The sequence below is a fragment of the Phaeodactylibacter luteus genome (genome assembly GCF_007993045.1).
Lineage (GTDB): Bacteria > Bacteroidota > Bacteroidia > Chitinophagales > Saprospiraceae > Phaeodactylibacter > Phaeodactylibacter luteus.
Window position 1 is genome coordinate 1 of record NZ_VOOR01000030.1, and the last position, 16,575, is coordinate 16,575.

Here is a 16,575-nt window from a genome sequence, read left to right on the forward strand (position 1 = left end):
GATTGATTTGCTCAAACATATTCATAAAATGAAAAACCGGGCCAATATGCCAACGTTTGTAGATAAAGGTCATTTGCCCATCGACATTTATCGCTGCAAACCCCTCTGCGTCTGACAGGCCGCTGCCAAGATCAATTGCAAATTTTTCTTGTGCCTGTATAGCTGAGGCTCCATATAGCAGCAGTATCCAAAAGAATAAGTGCTTAATCATGTTTCTTCATTTGAAAAGTGAGCCCACCGCCTGTATCGTGGGTAAAATCAGGAGCATTGGCTATAGACGTGCTCTATAATCGTATAAATTTAAACTGCCTTTGTGCAAAAATTTTGCACTCTGCCGTTTTTACATCATTTTTTTTGAATTTTTTAACAAAAGCCTACTAAATCACTCCTCTGACCCCGCTTCACCCGGATAAAGCAGCCCGTGCAGGTCTCCCGGCAATGGCGTTTCATAATAATAGGAGCGGCGTTGGTCACAGTAGCTGACCTTTGCCCCCAGTTCTCTCAGCGTTTTCAGGTAGTTGTAGATGGTACGGCGGCTGCAGCCAAAGCGGGCGGCGAGCTGATCGGAGCAGCCTGTGGCTTTGCGCTGGATCAGGCGATCAAGGCGGTCTAAGTGTTGAAGTTGAGCGATGAGTTTCATATTAGGGGTTTTAGGTAGTGCTGCGGAATGTACTTGGGGCTGTACTTTTGCAGCCACAAAAGCTAACTGCGGAGCTGCCGCAACGAACAGCGCCTGATGGAAGCCTGAACGGTTGATCCAAGGCTGCACAGGCCAACAGGACAGCAGCCGCCATCTTATTGAACATTGCTCAATTTAGGGCATTTTCACCTCCCAGACAAGGCCACGAGCCCTGCCCTGATTTGGCCAGTGGATGGATCTGTAAATTTTGACAGTTAAAGGCTACGAACCAGAGAAGGCTTAAGCGTGGAAATACGCTCTTAATCCGGTCTAGTCGCACTAGGGCTCCGGTGGGCACCAACCGTAATGCCGCAAACTTCAGTGCCATGATGATGCCGGCCTAGCGCTGCGGAGGGGTATAAGAGCTTCTTGGGGTTTTACCCTTTGGGCTGCTCTTGCCAAATTTTGTCCTGCTCTTCGTTGTTCTTCGGTCACGTAGCTAAGGCTATGTTCCCTCAGAACGCCTCGATCAGGGCAAAATTTGGCTACGTTCGCTCCAAAAGCAAAATCCCAAAAAGCTCTAAGCCCGTTAGGGCCGAGCGGGCAGCGAGCCCCGGAGCATAGCGGCACCTGCCGTTGGGCAGGGGCAGGCCCCATCTTGAGGCGAGGGCATCACTGCGCATATTTAGGGTATACCACAGCTCGAGGCGCATTTGTTCAGATTCGGGCTGCCTGCCTGCCTAAACCTCGGCAAAAAGGATTAATTTTGCGGTCTTTCCAGGAGAACCCTGGGCACAGGAACCAAATTTATTGCCCAATCGTAGGGAGCAATAGCAAAACCTTTCAACCATGATCAACATCACTTTCCCAGATGGGAACGTACGGCAGTACGAAGCAGGCGTGACCGCTATGGACATTGCTAAATCCATAAGCCACGGGCTGGCCAAAAAAGTCCTCTCCGCCAAAGTCAACGGCGATGTGTGGGACGCTACCCGCCCTATCTCCTCAGACGCTACGGTACAGCTGCTCACCTGGGACGACAAAGACGGGAAAGCTACTTTTTGGCACTCCTCTGCCCACCTTATGGCGGAAGCCCTCGAAGCCCTCTACCCCGGAGTGAAATTTGGCACAGGCCCTGCAACAGACGGCGGCTTCTACTATGATGTCGACCCCGGGCAGCATACCATCTCTAGTGACGACTTCCCCAAAATTGAGCAGAAGATGCTAGAGCTGGCCCGCCATAAAAATACTTTTGACCGCAAAGACATCTCTTTAGACGAGGCCGTCCGCTTTTTTGAGGAAAAAGGCGATGAATACAAACTCGAGCTCCTCGAAAAGCGCAGGGCAGAGCAGGCGGACATCACCCTCTATCAGCAGGGCGGCTTCATCGACCTGTGCCGTGGGCCCCACGTGCCTGATACCAGCTACATCAAGGCCATCAAAATCACTAAAGTGGCAGGGGCATACTGGCAGGGGGACGAAAACCGGCAGCAGATGACCCGGGTGTACGGCATCACTTTCCCCAAGCAGAAGGAACTGGCCGAGTACGAAAAAATGATGGAGGAAGCCCGGCAGCGCGACCACCGCAAGCTCGGTGCTGAGCTGGAGCTCTTCATGTTCTCTGACCGCGTGGGCCAGGGCTTGCCGATGTGGCTGCCCAAGGGCAACCAACTGCGCGACCGGCTGATGAACTTCCTGCGTGTGGAACAGGAAAAACGCGGCTATCAGCTCGTCACTACCCCACATATCGGCAAGAAGGACCTCTATATCACTTCTGGCCACTGGGCCAAATACGGGGAGGACAGTTTCCACCCCATCACTACGCCAAAGGAAGGGGAGGAGTTCTTGCTCAAGCCTATGAACTGCCCGCACCACTGTGAGATATATGGCCACCGGCCTCACTCTTACAAAGAGCTGCCTCTGCGCATTGCCGAGTTCGGTACCGTATATCGGTATGAACAGAGCGGGGAGCTGCATGGCCTGTCTAGGGTCCGGGGCTTTACTCAAGACGACGCCCACATCTTCTGCATGCCGGAACAGCTCAAGGAGGAGTTCCTCAGTGTGCTTGACCTCACCAAAACGGTCCTTGCGCGCATGGGGTTTGAAAACTTCACCGCTCAGATCTCTCTGCGCGACCCGGACAACCCGGACAAGTACATCGGCTCCGATGAAAATTGGCGCAATGCAGAACAGGCCATCATTGAGGCTACAAAAGAAGCAGGCCTGACTACAGTGACCGAGCTCGGGGAAGCAGCCTTCTACGGGCCCAAACTCGACTTTATGGTCAAAGATGCACTTGGCCGTTCTTGGCAGCTGGGCACTATTCAGGTAGACTACAACTTGCCCGAGCGCTTTGGGCTGGAGTATATCGGGGCCGACAATCAGCCGCACCGCCCTGTCATGATCCACCGTGCGCCTTTCGGCTCTATGGAGCGCTTCATCAGCATCCTCATTGAGCATACCGGAGGCAAGTTCCCGCTATGGCTGGCACCGGAGCAGTTCGCTATCCTTCCTATCTCTGACCGCTTCAACGATTATGCTAAAGGGGTTCAGCAGCAGCTCGCAGAGCTCGATATCCGAGGTTTTGTGGATGAGCGTGGAGAAAAAGTAGGCCGGAAAATCCGCGACGCTGAAGTCCGTAAAGTGCCGTTTATGCTGATCGTGGGCGAGCAGGAGATGGAGGGGCAGCAGGTCGCTGTGCGCAAACAAGGAGAGGGCGACCTCGGCGCTATGTCTGTACCTGAATTTGCCAGCTTCTTCAAAGCGCAACTGTAATAAGGGCTGCGGACAGAATAAAGCCGGGCACTGCCCCAATGGGTGCGCTGCCCGGCTTTTTGCAGCCGTTCCTACATTATCCAGGATATATCCGCCTGTGGCCGAACCCTTTAGGCGCCGTCTGAGTTCTTATAAATGGATGTGTTTGCCGCCATCTCTGCCAAAGTTTCAGCCCGGGTTTGGCACGCCTTTTGCTCTCAACACATAGTAAAAATTAACATACTACTTGTGTTTCCGGTAGATTCCCCTTGTTTTAAGGAGGACATTGAAAACCTGATTGCCCATTTATTCGTAAACCCCATACTAGCCAGCCAAACAGCCGGCACTACATTGCAGAATCCCAATATATGAAGCACATTATACTCCTGTTATCCCTTCTCATCTGCAGCCTCAGCGTGCTCCCGGCTCAAACGAGCTTCCGGGGCAGCCCGCCAGCCACTGCAGCAAAAGTAGACCTCAAAGTCTACCCCAACCCTGCAATAGATTACATCAGCGTAAGCGATAACGAAGCCGTCCGTCAGGTTGTTGTCTTCAGCCTTGTCGGCCAGCCCGTAAAATCCTTCAAGCCTTCTTTCAAGGAAGAGAAATTTTACGTGGGCGACTTGCCTAAGGGGATGTACCTCGTACAATTGAAAAACCAGAACGGCAAAGTCATTACCACACAACGCCTGCACAAACAGTGATCAACCTTCTAGCCGGCGGCTCAAAAAGGCGCAGCGGCTTTGCTGCTGCGCCTTTTTGAGCTACCGCTAAAGCTTATTCACCACCCGCGCCTCCTACTTCTCATAATAATTGGCATAAAACTCTGGCAAATGCCGCAACGCTGCCAGCTCACGGTAAGCCGTGCGGGCCTCCTTGGCCGGATAGCCAAAATAAACCTTCCCTCCTTCCAAGCTCTTAGACACGCCCGACTTGGCCAAGACCACCGCTTTCGCCCCTATCGTCAGGTTCTGTGCAATGCCCACCTGCCCATAAAGCACCACCTCATCTTCTACCACCGTGTTCCCGCCTATACCGACCTGAGCGGCAAACAGGCAGTTTTGGCCAATGGCCACATCGTGCCCGATGTGCACCTGACAATCGAGCTTAGTGCCCGCACCGATCACGGTATCTCCAGATACCCCCTTATTGATGGTACAGGCAGCTCCTACCCGCACCCGGTCTTCCAAGATCACCCGGCCGCCAGAACGCCAAGGCTGATAGCCCTCCGCTGTGCGCTTGAAGTAAAAAGCATCCGAGCCAATAACGCTCCCAGACTGCACTTCCACCCCTTCACCTATCAGCGTGTGCTCCGCTATCGTTACATTAGACTGTATGTAAGCCCCTGCGCCTATCTTTACATAATGCCCAATGATGACATTGGGCTCTAAAATAGCGGTAGGGTGCACCTCAGCAGTAGGGCTTATGGCCACTGACTGTGGTGCAAAAGGGCGGTGCTGCAGTACAATCTGATTGTAAGCCTCGAAAGGGTCTTCGCACAAGATCAGCGCTTTGCCCGGTGGGCAGGCCGCACGCTCATTGAGCAGTATGATGCTCGCTGCGGAGCCTAGCGCCTTGCCAAAGTACTTTTTGACATCCACAAAGGTGATGTCCCCAGGCTGTACTTGATGGATTTCATTGATGCCAGTGGCTTCCAGTCCTGTGCCCCCAAGCACAGTCCCGCCAATTTGCCGGGCAAGGTCTTCCACAGGGATTGGGCTTTCAAATTTCATAGCCGGTATTGTGATGGTGTATGCCGCAAAAATACCAATCTTAAGCAAGCGGCCAGGGGAAATAACACGATTTTTCCAACCCTCTTCCTCCCACCGCTGTTCTAACCCCTGAAAACAAGCCCTGCCCCAACACCACAATGGGGGAGCTGCAGTCCGTCTAAACCCAAAACCTGCCTCCTATGCCCAAGGGGATTGTACAGTTTTATATGCCCGAAAAGGGCTACGGCTACATCCGGGTGCCTGCTACCCGAGAGGAATTCTACGTGCACCGGCGCTACCTGCAACAGCCCATCGAAAAAGGGATGGCCGTCACCTTTGAGGTCCGCTCCGGCAAGCAAGGGCTGTACGCCGCCGAAGTCAAGGCCGCAGGGCCGCCCCGATACCACGAAAAAGCTTAGGGCCTAATGCCCAGCAAGATGGGGGCCTGCCCCTGCCGCAAGGACGGGGCTCGCCCAACGGCAGGTGCCGCTATGCTCCGGGGCTCGCTGCCCGCTCGGCCCTACCGGGCTTGCCACCCCTGCGCAGCGCTAGGCCGGCACCTCTTTTGCCCAATGGCAGCCGGCTCTCGCAGTACAGCCAACCTACTGTGCAAAATAAGCCTCCAGCTCTTGTAGTGCCCGCTCCGGCGCATCTTTGATGTCGCGCACCACCTGCCCCCTCTCCAAGAGCACAATTCGCTCACAGACCTCCGTAACGTGAGCGAGGTCGTGGCTTGAGATCAGTACGGTAAGGCCGGCTGGCAAGTTGCGGATCAACTGCTTCAGGCGGATCTGAGAGCTCGGGTCCAAGTTCGCAAAAGGCTCGTCCAAAATGAGCACCTCGGGCCGGCCCAACAAGGCTGCAGCTATGCCCACCTTTTTCTTATTGCCCTTAGACATATTGCGGATGTACTTCCCGCTGTCCAGGATTTCCCCGTTAAAGAACTCAGCGAATGGCGCCAGAAAAGCCGATACATCAGAAGCATTCATCCCATAAAGCTCCCCTACAAAATGGAAGTACTCCTCGGGCGTCAGGTGCCCGATCAGGAAGCTGTCGTCAATGAAAGCCCCAGTATATGCTTTCCAAGCGTCGTGCCCAGCCACAGCCTCGCCTTTGGAGCGGACCTCGCCCGTATCTGCCCGGATCAGATCGAGCAGCAGGCTGAACAAGGTCGTCTTCCCCGCCCCGTTGTTGCCTACCAGCCCAAATCGCTCCCCGGCCGGGATGTCCAAATGCTCCAGCTGTAAAACCACCTGCTGCCCATAACGCTTGCTCAGGTTCTCGATTTGTATCATCAGGTATCTTGTTTAAAATGATCTGCTAAAATATATTTCCGGCTCGCCAGCTGCTGCGCTATACGCGCCATTAAAGGCGGCTGCAGCAGTATGCCTGCCAGCCCCAGCGCCCCGAGCACTGCTAGGCCCCAGCCCCAGCCCAATACCCACTGCAGCAGCAAATGAAGGACAACCGGCAGGAAAAAGGCAGGCAGGACCAGCAGGAACTGCGAAGCCCCTACCCCTTCCCAATTCATAAACGCCCCTTTCTCCGGGTCTACTGCCCGGGTATTGTACGTGCTCAGGTAGAGGATGATATAAGCTGTTAGCCCTAAGTTGACTAAAAAAGCCACGAGCACCAGAGGCAGCATCCGCCAGTCTACCAGCCCATACAGCAGGCACAATGCAAAAGTGACCGTATTGAACAGGACAAACAGGTAGTACTTGCCCTGTAGGTAGGCTTGCCAGGAAACCTTGCGCGACATCAGCAGGCCGAAGAAACTGCTCTCCCAGGCAATCAGGAACTGCCCATAAGTAGCCATAGGGAAACAGGTGGCCATGAGGATGAACAAGAAGGCCATGCTCATGCTCCCCTTGTCCAAGTACTCTACCGCAAAAAATGGGTAGAACAAAATCGCGATAGACATGAGGAGCATCGTCCGTGGCCGCCGGTTGCGCAGGATGTTCATCAGCTCCATTTCCAGGAACTGCCCTGCCGGGCCGAGCCGGCGCAGGGCAGCAATGCCCGTACTGCTTTCCACCCGCTCCCGCCTGGCCTCTACCGTATCGAGGTAAGCATTCTTGCGTAATGCGGAGTACGTAAGCCCATAAGACAAAGCGAGAAGCCCTACTGTGCCCAACAGTGCTGCCGGCTGCTCTGCCAAGAGAGAGAAGTAGGCTTCAAAATAGCCCGAAACCGGCAGCACCTCTTTAAAATCCAGCCAGGCGAGGCTAGCCAGCAGCAGCAGCCCCACCAAAATGTACAACGGGCTGATGCTGAACTGCCGCTTCAGGTAGAAGGCCAGATAGTTGTTGGACAGTGCGAGCATCATCACCCCGGCTGACCATGCCAAAGCCGGCCCAGCACCGGGCAAAGTTTTGTACGCAAAGGGCAGCACAAAAACCAGGGGGAAGAGGTTGAACACATTGAGCGCAGACCGCCCCAGCAGGTAGTGGAACAGGCGGCTGCGGGGCAGCGGCAACAATAAATAAGGTTTAATGTCTAGCACGGGGAAGCTCTGCATCAGGAAGCGCATGAGCAGACCGCCCGCCCAAGAGTAGAACAAAAGGCGGTTGAGCAGCCGGAAGGGGTCTTCATCCGGCATAGCTTCCGCCAAAATCACATCTAGGAAATACCCTAGGGCGAGGAAGTTCAGCAGCAAATAGAGGGCAAACAGCCCTAGTATGATGTTGATCGCCAGCCCTCGCTCCCAAAACGGAGACCGCAGCTGTGCCTTCCACCCCTGTAACCATAAAGACCGTATCATAAGCAGTTCCATTAATTTTTGACCTGCTTAAGATACGGCCTTTGCCTATTCTAAGTGTATGCACTCGATACAGCGCCCTGGTTTTTCGACTGAGCCCCGGGCCTAATACAACACCCGGAACCAAATGGTAGGCTCGATCAGCTTGAGCTCCTCGAGCAGCTCATCGTCATACGCCCGGTCTACATCTGTGATGACATAACCAATCTGCTCGTTGGTCTTCAGGTACTGACTGACGATGTTGATGTTGTGCTTGGCCAAAATCTGATTGATGCCCGCCAGCACATTCGGCACATTGCTGTGGATGTGGAGCAGGCGGTGGGCGCTCTGCACCGGCGGCAGCTGTACGTTCGGGAAGTTGACACTGCCCGTGGTGCTTCCGGTGTTGATATACTGTATGATCTTCCGTGGCACAAACTCGCCGATGTTCTCCTGAGCCTCTGCTGTAGAACCGCCGATGTGAGGGGTCAGGATGGTGTTGGGCAGCCCCATTAGGGCAGACTCGAAGGGCTCGTTGTTGCTCTTGGGCTCTTTGGGGAATACGTCCACCGCACAACCTTTCAGCTTTCCGGAAAGGATGGCTTCGCGCAGGGCGTCCACATCTACGACTTTGCCCCGGGCGAGGTTGATGAATATCGCCCCGTCCTTCATCATCGCAAATTCACGTGCACCGAAGATGCCGTTGTTCTCCGGCCGGCCGTCCATGTGCATAGAGAGGATATCCACCGTGCCCAACAGCTCCTCCAAGGTCTCGCATTTGGTAGCATTGCCAAGGGCCAGCTTGTCCTCAAGGTCATAGTAGTACACATCCAGCCCTACGGCCTCGGCCAGCACAGAGAGCTGCGAGCCAATGTTGCCATAGCCCATGATGCCCAGCTTTTTGCCCCTCACTTCATGTGCGCCAGTGGCCGACTTTTCCCACTTGCCATTGTGCATAGCCCGGGCTTTATCCGGCAAGTTGCGCACCAGCATGATGATTTCAGCAATGGCCAGCTCTACCACCGAGCGCGTATTGCTGTAAGGCGCGTTGAAAACGGCTACTCCATGCCGGCTGCACGCTTCCAGGTCAATTTGGTTGGTGCCAATACAAAAGGCCCCGATATTGATCAGGCGCTTGGCGCTCTGAATGACTTTTTCGGTCACCTTTGTCTTCGAGCGGATGCCTAATATGTTGACGTCAACAATTTTTTCGCACAGCTCTTCTTCAGTCAAGGCAGTGGTCAGGTACTCAACCTGATAGCCTTCCTTCTCGAAGATGTCGACCGCCTGCGGGTGTACACCCTCCAGCAAAAGCACTTTGATGCGGTTTTTCGGATAAGATAGAGATCTGCTCATTTTCAATTCGTATAAGATTTCATCGAGATTGGGGGCGATATGGTCGGCTTCCGCCTTCACTTTTTCGCGCTCAACATTCTCTGTGAAAAGGTAAAACTTGTTAGCATAGCCCGCTTTGCGGATTTCAAGGTCATTGGCGCCATCGCCGATCACGTACACGTCGCCTTTCAGGTCCAGCTGCTTGATGACTTCCGATTTGCCCCCACTGCGGGAGAGGGGGTTGTCCCGGTTGAAGCCACAGACATAGCCCTCCTCATCGTACAGGAACTCATTGGCAATGACGCGCTCGGGGTCCAGCCCATAGTGGGCCACCACAGGGCGGATAAAATCTGTGAAGCCATTGGAAACGATGTAGGTCGCTGCGCTTAGGGATGCGAAATACTCCTGATTGCGCAGAAAGGAACGGGAGATCTGCCCCTTCAGCACCTCGCCAAGCTTTTGGATATCATCGCGGTGGGCGCGCAGCAGCTCCAGGCGCTGTTCTAGGGAAGCCCGGAAATCGAGCGTGCCATCCATGCCCAAATCGGTAATCTCCTGAATGCGCCTCAAGACCTGCTCCCGGCTGCTATCGCCTTCCAGCACAATCTCTGCCAGCACGTCCAAGGCTTCCACCCGGGTAAATGTGCTGTCAAAATCAATGATAAGATTCAGCGTATTGCTCATGCGCACAAAGCTAATACCTGTGAGGCAGGGTTTACGTTACCGGGCTCACCAAACCGGGTTAAATTTTTATTAAGTCTACGATTTGTAAGGCCCTGCTAACTTTTTTTGAAAAAATAGCCGCCAAAATGAAAGAATACCCGCCCGGCTGCGTAGCACAGAGCAAAAGTATCCAATTTCATGGCGGCGGCAACGCCCCGCCTCAACAGAAGCCCCGGCTTCCCAAAACAACAACCATGAAAGCGCGAATCTCACAATGGGCTTTTTTAGCAGCCCTCCTTATCCCCGCCAGTTTGTTATTTACACAGTGCAGCACAGACCCCTCTGGCAGCGATATGTCAGACATCAATATCACTGCTAGCGGCACATCTTGTAGCAACCTGAACAGCACCCCTGTTACAGTGCCCCTGACGGAAGACGAGGCTGATGCTCTGATCTTTATGCGGGAAGAAGAAAAACTGGCCCGCGACATTTACCTCGCCTTGTCCGACAAGTGGGGCGTGCCTATATTTGCCAACATCGCTGCTTCCGAACAGCGCCATATGGATGCTGTCGGCTGCATGATCAGCCGCTACCAATTGGTGGACCCCATTACAGATGACACCCCCGGCATCTTCAATAACGAAGTGCTTGCAGCCCTTTACCCTGCCCTGCTCAGCCAAGGGCTCGAAAGTTATGAACAGGCGCTTCAGGTAGGCGCTACTATTGAAGACCTTGACATCAACGACTTGAACAAAGAATTAGCATCCGCACAGCATACGGAAGTCATTGCTACCTTTGAAAACCTGGCCCGCGGCTCTCGCAACCACTTGCGGTCTTTTGTCGGCGAACTGGAAAAGCTCGGGGCCAATTATACGCCACAGTATATCAGCTCAGAAGAGTTTGAGGCCATTATCAGCAGCCCAATGGAAACAGGCACGGCTGGAGGCAAAGGGCAAGGACATGGCCATGGTTAAACCTGTTTGCGGTTCAATAGCGAGGCTGCTACTTTAGGTTCAGCCTCGCTATATCCCTTATCTTTACAAAAACAGCATGCGCCAAACAGCAGGGCTGCCCTACTTTGCATCCTGCAAGCGCTCAATATGCCTGGCCAATAGTATGGTGGTACCGGAAAAAATATGCGCTCCCCTTACCGATCAGCAGATCATCTGCAAGGCACGAGAAGAAGCCGACTTCTTCTCGTGCTTGTTTTCCCGTTATGAGGGAGCGCTGTTGCGGTACATTCACCGCCTGACAGCTGTGGAGCACGCTCAAGCAGAAGATATACTACAGGAAGCCTTCATACAAATCTGGCGCAACATCAACGCCTATGATGAAGAGATGAAGTTCAGCAGTTGGGCCTACCGCATTGTGCACAACAAGGCGATCTCCAGCTGGCGGAAAAGCCGCTCGTTTGGAAAGAATAAACAACTCCCCCTGGCAGCGCTCCAAGAAAGTACGGCCTTTTTGCAAGAAGAGCTACAGGTCTCCGCCCCAAACACTGAAACGGAACAAGCACTGCAGATGGCACTGGCCGAGCTATCGGAAAAATACCGATCCGTTATCACGCTGTACTACCTTGAAGAGAAAAACTACCAAGAAATATCTGATATCCTCCGCCTACCGGAAGGCACTGTCGCTACCCGGCTGAACCGGGCCCGGCAAAAGCTCCGCTTGGCACTGCAAGCCAGCCGGCACAACACATAGCATCATGAGCAAAAATGCCCAACAACTAATGCAAACCCTACAGGAACGCGCAATAACTCCAAGGCCGGCCTGGCAGTTCAGGCTGTTACGTACATTTAAGTGGGCCATCTTCTCTCTTATCGTGCTGGGCGGGGGGCTTTCCTTCGCCGTCATCCTGTTTGCCGTACAGCAAACGGGGTTTGAGCTTTTGGAACATGCTCAGCATAGCACATTGGAGCTCACCCTTGCCATACTGCCTTTCACTTGGCTCCTTTTCCTTGCCCTATCGCTCACCCTGGGCATGTACAACCTTAGGTACACAGATAGAGGGTATAAATTTGGCCTGCCGCAGCTAGCATTCTACAATTGTGCGCTGAGCTTAGTGCTCGGCACCTTCTTTTTCTTGTTTGGCGGGGGGAAGCGCTTGGAAAATGCGTTTGCTGTGCATGTTTCCCTTTATGAAAGCATAGAAGAGCAGAAAACGCAGTTGTGGAGTATGCCAGAAGCCGGCTACCTAGGTGGCACCATAGAGCAGGCCACACCAGATACCATTTGGCTGTCTGGCTTCGATGGCCAGCGCTGGGTAGTGCCCTGCCAAGGGGCGGATGTAGCCGAACGGGCACAAAAATCTCCTGGGGAGAAGATAAAAATCATAGGCCAACAGGCCGGGCAACAGCTGTTCCAAGCAACTGCTATACGCCCTTGGGGCCAAGCCGGCAGCCGCCCTAGCCCCAAGCTGAGGGAATAATGCCCCCTGGCTTCCACTTTTTTAATTACGATTCTTCAACACCCGATCCTTTTTTACTCGCCCTGCAGGTGTTATTTTTGCAAAATTCGACACACCACAACACCAAACTGTGCCTGCACCATCCTACCAAGAACGCCAAGAAGCCATATCAGATATCCCGCACGATGCCTATTGGGTCATAGGCACCTTAGCGGTCTATGGCTACCCGCTCTCCAGCTACACCGTAGAGAAGGTGCTCACGCAGCTCAATATCCGCTGTGAAAGCCCCACTGGCTTTACCTACATCCACATACGCGAGCAGCTCCTGTGGCTACAGCGCAATGCCTTCATCGCATTTTACAATACCGAGCCTGTCGTCCGCATAGAATGGCGGGAAGCCATTGCCCGCCACTTTGTCACTCAGCTCGGCCCCAACCACAAACGCTTCTTCCGGGCGCTGAACAAGCACCTGCCCAACTTCCTGCTCAAGCGCTCTTATCTCAGCTACTCCTCTAGCAGCCAAGAGCTAGAACGCCGCATCCAACAAATGCGGCTGGCTTTTTTTGAAGGGAAGTACGCTGCTTTTCAAGAGCAAAAAGATGACCTGATCAGCGCAGCCTATTACTCCAACGAATTGTCCATACAGGTAGAAGAAGCCCTGCTCAGTTTGTTCTTCCCCTTCGACGAGGCTTTCCTCGAGCGCTGCCCCTTGGAAATCCGCGCAGAAGCCATTGGGCATTACCTCCAGCAGCCTCACCTTTGGGGCCACAGCTTGGCCCGCCCCTTGGGCAGGTTTTACCGAAAAACTTACCTGCAGCTCCCTACGGGGCTCTCCCTCGACGACGAAGCGTACGCTCAGCTCCTCATTTGGCAGGGCACCCCTTCTGATGAGCTGTCCCAAAGCTTCAACCTCGAAGGGAAGCTTACTTGGCAAGGGCTGCATGCTATCCGTATGCTCCAATACGGTGAATGGGCCGCAGCAGTTGAGGCCTTCCTTGCCCTAAACCGTAGGACGACGAATGATGGCTTTTCCCACATCACCGGCATCTTTGCCTGGCTCTGCCTGCTCCATACTGGCGAAACAGATGCCCTGCCGGCCCCTGAACACATAGAGCGGCTGGCAGAAGGGGGCCGCTACAAGGGGGCCGCCTACGCTATGGCACAGCTGTGCCGTTTCTTAGTACAGGGCGAAACGCAGCCGGTGCCGGATGACCTGCCCTTGTCTTACTATGCAGATTCCTCACCCCTCGACCTGCTGTTCATCCTTTGGGCGGCTTATTGGACAGACGCCCCCAGCCCGCTTGAGCCCGGACAGCTGGAGCGCCTCAATAAACGCCTCGTGCACTGGGAGCAGACCGGCCTGCCTTGGATAGCAGGGGAAATGGCCAACTTGCTCTACCATGTTGCCCCTGAACACCCCAACCGGGAGGCATGGGCACTACAGGCTGAAACCTTGGCCAGCAAGTACGGTTTCCGCTACCTCCTTGGGCTATTCCAAAAACAGCCCCAATGGCGGAAAGTGCTGCAAACATTGGAAAGTATCGCCCAAGATAGCTTGCCGGGCGCCCCAAAACCCGTCGGCAGTACCCGCCTCGTCTGGTTCGTCAACTTTGAAGAGGAACACCTTCAGCCCAAAGAGCAGAAGCGCAGCAAAAGGGGAGGATGGTCTGCCGGCCGAAAGGTAGACTTGGCCGATATCGAACAAGAACGGGTGGACAGCCTTACCTCCGCCGATAAGAAAGTGCTTCAGGCTGTTGATGCGGAGTACTTCCGGTCTTACTACTATTCCTTCACGCCCAGCCTCCACTTTGCCCATGCCTTGTACCTCTTGGCCGGCCACCCTTATGTCTTCTTGGATATGAAGGGCGATATCCCTATCGAACTGGTACGCAGTACACCAGAGCTGCTGATCACCGAAGAGCCCGAAGGGCTGAAGGTCATCTTCCGGCCCTCCCACGCACAAGGGGAATATGTCTATGAAAAAGAAACGCCCACGCGCTACCGCGTTTACAACCTGAGCGATGCAGAGGTCAAAGCTGCCCGCTCAGTCGGCAAGGGCGCAATCCTCCCCCCCGACGCCCGTCCTCGCCTCGAGGCGATCACTCAAGTGCTCAAGCAGAGCCTGCACGTACAATCTCCAGCCGACCTGCTCAATGAGGAGCTGCCCCTTAGGCAGGGAGACCCTACGCCCTGCCTCCATCTCCTGCCTTTCGGAGAAGGGTACAAGCTGGAATTTTATGTCAAGCCTTTGGCTGGCGAGCCCCATTATTTCAAGCCCGGAGAAGGGGCCGGCACACGTACCTTGCTCACGCAGTCGGGCAAAGTGGCCTGCCAACGTGCCCTTGAAGAGGAGGCCGCTCAAGCCCAGGCCGTTATCATGGCTTGCCCTTCGCTGGCCGCCCACCCTGCCGAACACTACGAGTGGCAGATTGAAGATGTAGAGGCTTGCCTGCATATTCTGCTGGAGCTCCACCCCCTGAGGCAGGAAGGGCTCATTACCTTAGAGCACCCCAAAGGCGAAAAAGTACGGCTGGCCGGCATCTCAGGTATGAGCCAACTGACGATGCGCATTGAAAAAGAACGCGATTGGTTTGCTGTAGATGGCAGCCTGCAGGTACATGAATCTGAAGTCATGGCTTTCCAACAGCTGCTGCAGCACGTGCGGCAGAGCGACTCTCCGTTCGTAGCCCTGAAAAACGGTGACTTTGTAGCCCTGACCGAAGCCTTCCGGGACCGCTTGCGCGAAATGGACGCCATGCTCAATCAGCGTGGAAAAAAACTAGAGCTCAATCCTTTGGCTGGGCTAAGGCTGGACGAGATTGCCGGAGAAATGGCTGAGCTTGATGCTGACCGCAGCTGGGCAGAAGCCATGCAGCGCATCCAACAAGCACAACGGATACGGCCCAGAGTGCCTTCCCAATTTGATGCCAAGCTGCGCAGCTACCAAAAAGACGGTTTCCGCTGGATGATGAGGCTGGCGGAATGGGGCGTAGGCGGCTGCCTGGCCGATGACATGGGCCTGGGCAAAACCGTGCAGGCCCTGGCTATGCTGACGGCCCGCCGGGAAGAAGGCCCTGCCCTCGTCATCGCTCCAGCCTCTGTGACGCGCAACTGGGTGAGGGAAACCAACAAGTTTGCTCCTACCCTGACCCCCTACCTCCTCGGTAGCAGCAAAGAAGCACCTCTGATACAAAGCGTGGGGCCCGGAGACCTCCTCATGGTCAGCTACGGGCTGCTGCCTTTTGTGGAGGCAGAACTCCTGGATAAAACCTTCGGGACGATTGTACTGGACGAGGCACAGGCTATCAAAAATGCTTCCACCAAGCGGTCTCAGATCACCATGGAGCTGCAAGGCAAATTCCGGCTGGCCACGACCGGCACACCGATAGAGAACCACCTCGGCGAACTGTGGAACCTGTTCCGCTTCCTGAACCCGGGCCTGTTGGGTTCCCAAAAACAGTTCAACGAAAAATATGCCAACCCGATTGGGCGGGGGGATGAAGCAAGGCGGGAGCAATTGCGCCGCCTGATACAGCCTTTCATCCTGAGGCGCCGTAAAAAAGAAGTGCTTACCGAACTGCCTGCCAAAACAGAAGTTGTGCTCAACGTCAGCCTCTCAGAAGCAGAGATGGCCTTTTATGAAGCCCTGCGCCGCAATGCCCTCGATGCGATTGCCGCCGCAGACGATCAGTCGAAGCGCTTTGCTGTGCTCGCACAACTGACCAAGCTCCGGCAGGCAGCATGCCACCCCCGGCTGGCAGAAGCGGACAGCAGGCTGGGCAGCTCTAAACTAGAGCTCGTAGGCGACACCATACTCGAGCTCTTGGAAAACGGCCATAAGGCGCTTATTTTTAGCCAGTTTGTCAAACACCTCCGCATTGTGGAGCAGTGGGTGAAAAACCAGGGCATCTCCTATCAGTACCTCGATGGGCAAACACCTGGCAAAAAGCGGGAAGCGGCCGTACAGGCTTTCCAAAACGGAGAGGGCGATGTTTTCCTCATCAGCCTAAAAGCAGGCGGCACGGGGCTCAACCTCACCGAAGCAGACTATGTGCTCCACCTCGACCCCTGGTGGAACCCCGCCGTAGAAGATCAGGCCAGCGACCGCGCACACCGGATTGGGCAGCAGCGCCCTGTCACCGTCTACCGGTTTGTGAGCGAAGCGACCATAGAAGAAAAAATTGTACAACTGCACGCAGAAAAACGGGAGCTAGCCGATCAGCTGCTCTCTGGCACGGACGTGAGCGCCAAGCTATCTGTCAATGAAATGCTTGAGCTGCTCAAGGCCTGATGCATGGATTTATTCCAAACTGAGGGGAATGTTTCCTACCTCAGGCATTTTTTT

General features: G+C 54.6%; 13 protein-coding genes. 7 read left to right on the forward strand and 6 right to left on the reverse strand.

What is annotated here, in order from left to right:
• Both FRY97_RS14010 and FRY97_RS14015 read right to left on the reverse strand, forming a co-directional pair.
• A partial coding sequence (locus tag FRY97_RS14010; protein WP_147168178.1) for a hypothetical protein occupies positions 1–211 on the reverse strand: 211 nt, incomplete at its 3' end.
• Positions 212–382: 171 nt separating this feature from the next.
• Positions 383–640 carry an HTH domain-containing protein gene (locus FRY97_RS14015; RefSeq protein ID WP_147168179.1) on the reverse strand — a complete coding sequence of 86 codons (258 nt, stop codon included), beginning with the start codon at positions 638–640 and terminating at the stop codon, positions 383–385.
• 828 nt (positions 641–1,468) lie between these two features.
• Between FRY97_RS14015 and thrS the strand changes: the two genes are divergently transcribed.
• Positions 1,469–3,394: a threonine--tRNA ligase gene (gene thrS, locus FRY97_RS14020; RefSeq protein ID WP_147168180.1), complete on the forward strand. Its 1,926-nt coding sequence runs from the start codon at positions 1,469–1,471 to the stop codon at positions 3,392–3,394.
• 347 nt (positions 3,395–3,741) lie between these two features.
• Complete coding sequence (locus tag FRY97_RS14025) at positions 3,742–4,077, forward strand: T9SS type A sorting domain-containing protein (RefSeq protein WP_147168181.1); 336 nt, start codon at positions 3,742–3,744, stop codon at positions 4,075–4,077.
• A gap of 93 nt (positions 4,078–4,170) precedes the next feature.
• On the opposite strand, the gene FRY97_RS14030 is transcribed toward FRY97_RS14025, so the two are convergent.
• Entirely contained in the window at positions 4,171–5,106 is a 936-nt protein-coding gene (locus FRY97_RS14030) for an LpxD N-terminal domain-containing protein (RefSeq protein ID WP_147168182.1), read from the reverse strand.
• 179 nt (positions 5,107–5,285) lie between these two features.
• Between FRY97_RS14030 and FRY97_RS14035 the strand changes: the two genes are divergently transcribed.
• The gene (locus FRY97_RS14035) at positions 5,286–5,504 is read left to right on the forward strand and encodes a cold-shock protein (protein ID WP_147168183.1); all 219 of its coding nucleotides are present in this window, start codon (positions 5,286–5,288) and stop codon (positions 5,502–5,504) included.
• A gap of 183 nt (positions 5,505–5,687) precedes the next feature.
• Here FRY97_RS14035 and FRY97_RS14040 read toward each other — a convergent pair whose 3' ends face one another.
• The 3 genes from FRY97_RS14040 to serA form a co-directional block, all read right to left on the reverse strand.
• Entirely contained in the window at positions 5,688–6,380 is a 693-nt protein-coding gene (locus FRY97_RS14040) for an ABC transporter ATP-binding protein (RefSeq protein ID WP_147168184.1), read from the reverse strand.
• Complete coding sequence (locus FRY97_RS14045) at positions 6,380–7,846, reverse strand: DUF5687 family protein (RefSeq protein WP_147168185.1); 1,467 nt, start codon at positions 7,844–7,846, stop codon at positions 6,380–6,382. Before FRY97_RS14045 ends, FRY97_RS14040 begins: the two co-directional genes overlap by 1 nt.
• Positions 7,847–7,948: 102 nt before the next feature.
• Positions 7,949–9,841, reverse strand: a complete 1,893-nt coding sequence (gene serA / locus FRY97_RS23330; protein ID WP_147168186.1) for a phosphoglycerate dehydrogenase — start codon at positions 9,839–9,841, stop codon at positions 7,949–7,951.
• A gap of 233 nt (positions 9,842–10,074) precedes the next feature.
• Here serA and FRY97_RS14055 point away from each other — a divergent pair, with 233 nt between their 5' ends.
• From FRY97_RS14055 to FRY97_RS14070, 4 genes are all read left to right on the forward strand, one after another.
• Entirely contained in the window at positions 10,075–10,794 is a 720-nt protein-coding gene (locus FRY97_RS14055; RefSeq protein ID WP_211356876.1) for a DUF2202 domain-containing protein, read from the forward strand.
• A gap of 76 nt (positions 10,795–10,870) precedes the next feature.
• Positions 10,871–11,524 carry an RNA polymerase sigma factor gene (locus tag FRY97_RS14060; protein ID WP_147168187.1) on the forward strand — a complete coding sequence of 218 codons (654 nt, stop codon included), beginning with the start codon at positions 10,871–10,873 and terminating at the stop codon, positions 11,522–11,524.
• Positions 11,525–11,528: 4 nt separating this feature from the next.
• Complete coding sequence (locus FRY97_RS14065; RefSeq protein WP_147168188.1) at positions 11,529–12,251, forward strand: hypothetical protein; 723 nt, start codon at positions 11,529–11,531, stop codon at positions 12,249–12,251.
• Between the two features lie 109 nt (positions 12,252–12,360).
• A complete protein-coding gene (locus tag FRY97_RS14070) occupies positions 12,361–16,521 on the forward strand; it encodes a DEAD/DEAH box helicase (protein ID WP_147168189.1) in 4,161 nt (1,386 codons plus the stop codon).
• Positions 16,522–16,575: the final 54 nt, after the last annotated feature.